2 protein-coding genes and 3 pseudogenes are annotated in these 2,319 nt (G+C 37.6%); 3 read left to right on the forward strand and 2 right to left on the reverse strand.

Features of this window, described 5'->3' with window-relative positions:
- The 3 genes and pseudogenes from FTT83_RS15735 to FTT83_RS15745 all read left to right on the forward strand — a co-directional run.
- Positions 1–111 (forward strand): annotated as a pseudogene (locus FTT83_RS15735) (IS701 family transposase); the annotation flags it as partial.
- A gap of 66 nt (positions 112–177) precedes the next feature.
- Positions 178–585, forward strand: coding sequence for a rhodanese-like domain-containing protein (locus FTT83_RS15740; protein ID WP_004973758.1), 408 nt, complete (start codon positions 178–180; stop codon positions 583–585).
- A gap of 23 nt (positions 586–608) precedes the next feature.
- The gene (locus FTT83_RS15745; RefSeq protein ID WP_086194912.1) at positions 609–1,256 is read left to right on the forward strand and encodes a peroxiredoxin; all 648 of its coding nucleotides are present in this window, start codon (positions 609–611) and stop codon (positions 1,254–1,256) included.
- A gap of 85 nt (positions 1,257–1,341) precedes the next feature.
- Here the strand turns inward: FTT83_RS15745 and FTT83_RS15750 are convergent.
- Positions 1,342–1,680: pseudogene (locus tag FTT83_RS15750) on the reverse strand (Dps family protein); the annotation flags it as partial.
- A gap of 37 nt (positions 1,681–1,717) precedes the next feature.
- A pseudogene (locus FTT83_RS15755) lies at positions 1,718–2,203 on the reverse strand (IS3 family transposase); the annotation flags it as partial.
- Positions 2,204–2,319 lie beyond the last annotated feature (116 nt).

A 2,319-nucleotide genomic window follows, 5' to 3' on the forward strand; every position in this document is an offset into this window, starting at 1 on the left:
GAAAATGTATATCGTTGGCAGAAGAAATTATTTAGACCAATGATCAAAAACTTCATTGATGACTTTATTCTCGATAAAAATCATCTGCTACCACAGAGAATCTATAAATAATAGTGCGTAAGTCCTATTATATTATAAATATATAAACTATATTGATATCTACTTCAAAAGGATATTATGAAAACCCCAAACCAGCTAATAGCTGAAACTAAAAATAAGGTTATTGAAATAAAAGTCGAGAAGCTCTACGAGAAATATTTAGAATATCCTGACTTAATTTTAATAGACGTTCGTGAACCTGAAGAATACAAAACTGTAGCTATTGATCGAGCTGTAAATTTTCCACGAGGGATGCTGGAAATGAAAATAGCCCAACATCCCCTAGTGAATCACCATTGCGAAATTGAACATTCTTTACAGGAACTATCAGAAAAAGATATTTATTTAATCTGTGGTACAGGAGCTCGTTCAGCTCTATCAATTCAAGCACTTCAAAATATGGGATTTGAAAAACTTTATTCTGTAGAAGGTGGTATGCAAGCTTGGATTGATGCAGGTTATCCAACCATTTCTTATTTAAATTAATTCCCCCCCTAAGGAGACTGTAAATGTCTAACCTAGATGAAGTTGTAACATTTCCACAATTAAATAAGCCAGCACCAAATTTCAATGCCAAAACTACTCATGGTATGAAAAGTTTAGAAGATTACAAGGGAAAATGGTTAGTTCTTTTCTCACATCCAGCTGACTTTACACCTGTTTGTACTACTGAATTTATGGGTTTTGCAACTCGCGCTGAGCAATTCGCTGAACTGAACTGTGAACTATTAGGTTTATCAATTGATAGTGTACATTCACATATTGCTTGGGCACGTAGTATTGAAGAAAATTTTGGCATTAAAATCCCATTCCCAATTATTGCCGATCTTTCAATGGAAGTTGCCAAAGCTTATGGCATGATCCAACCAGGTGCTAGTGATACAGCAGCTGTTCGTGCGACTTTTATTATCGATCCTGAAGGTATCTTACGTGCAATGGTTTATTACCCTATGAGTAATGGACGTAGTATTGATGAGTTTCTTCGTGTACTTAAAGCGTTACAGACTTCTGATGAATACAAAGTTGCTACACCTGAAAATTGGCAACCGGGCCAAGAAGTGATTGTGCCACCACCAGTAACAATGGAAGCTGCTGATACACGTAAATCTGAAGGCTACAACTATGTAGATTGGTACTATAGCACTAAATCACTATAATTTGAAATTAGTTCTTTACTTCAAATTGTAGTAATAAAAATATGAGGCAGTTAGCCTCATATTTTTATTTATCATCTGACAAAATTTATTCTAAAAGACTTCTTAACATCCATGCAGTTTTCTCATGAATATCTAATCGTTGTGTGAGTACATCTGCTGTTGGCTGGTCATTCGCCTCATCCACAACATCAAATATACTTCTTGCAGTTCTCGCAACCGCTTCATGTGCATTAACCAGTAACTGAATCATTTCATTTGCTTTAGGAACACTCTCGACTTCCTTGATTGAAGCTAATTTTATAAATTGCTTATAAGTACCTGGTGCAGGAAAACCTAAAGCACGGATACGCTCAGCAATTACATCTAGTGCATTCCACTGTTCAGTATATTGGTCCATGAACATGTTGTGCAGGCTGTTAAACTGAACCGTACCGGGTTTGTCGGAGACTTTTTTATTTAAGTTAGGCCACCTGACCTAACGGGTTAATCTTATCATAGTACATTGCTTCAAACTCAAAAGGCGATACATAACCCAGTGCACTGTGTACACGCTTTTTATTGAACCAATCTACCCAGTTTAGTGTCGCAAGTTGTACATCTGCTAAACCTTGCCAATCTGCTTTTAAATATTCAATCACCTCTGTTTTGTATAAGCCATTCACCGTTTCAGCCAAAGCATTATCGTATGAATCACCAGTTGTACCGACTGATGCTCGTAAATTTGCAGCTTCTAAACGATTGGTATAGCGAATAGAAAGATATTGAACACCTCTATCGGAATGATGAATCACATTCTTTGGCATGCCTCGATCGTGCAATGCTTGCTCCAATGCATCGAGCACCATATCTGTATTCATCCGTGTAGATACTTTCCAGCCAACAATTGCTCGTGAGAACACATCAATAACAAATGCGGTATATACCCAGCCTGAATGAGTTTGAATATACGGGTGAGTAGACCAAGGGAATTTCACCCTTAGCCCCTCGCAGAACCGGACATGAACCTCTCAGCTCATCCGGCTCCCATTATCCAACCGATGGTAAACATCCCATTTTCCAGTGC

The sequence above is a fragment of the Acinetobacter sp. YH01018 genome, from assembly GCF_013420295.1.
In the GTDB taxonomy this organism is placed as follows: Bacteria; Pseudomonadota; Gammaproteobacteria; order Pseudomonadales; family Moraxellaceae; genus Acinetobacter.

Excerpts from the sequence above, each read along its gene's own strand:
- FTT83_RS15740 (WP_004973758.1), top strand. The coding sequence starts at position 178 with ATGAAAACCCCAAACCAGCTAATAGCTGAAACTAAAAATAAGGTTATT.
- FTT83_RS15745 (WP_086194912.1), top strand. The coding sequence starts at position 609 with ATGTCTAACCTAGATGAAGTTGTAACATTTCCACAATTAAATAAGCCA.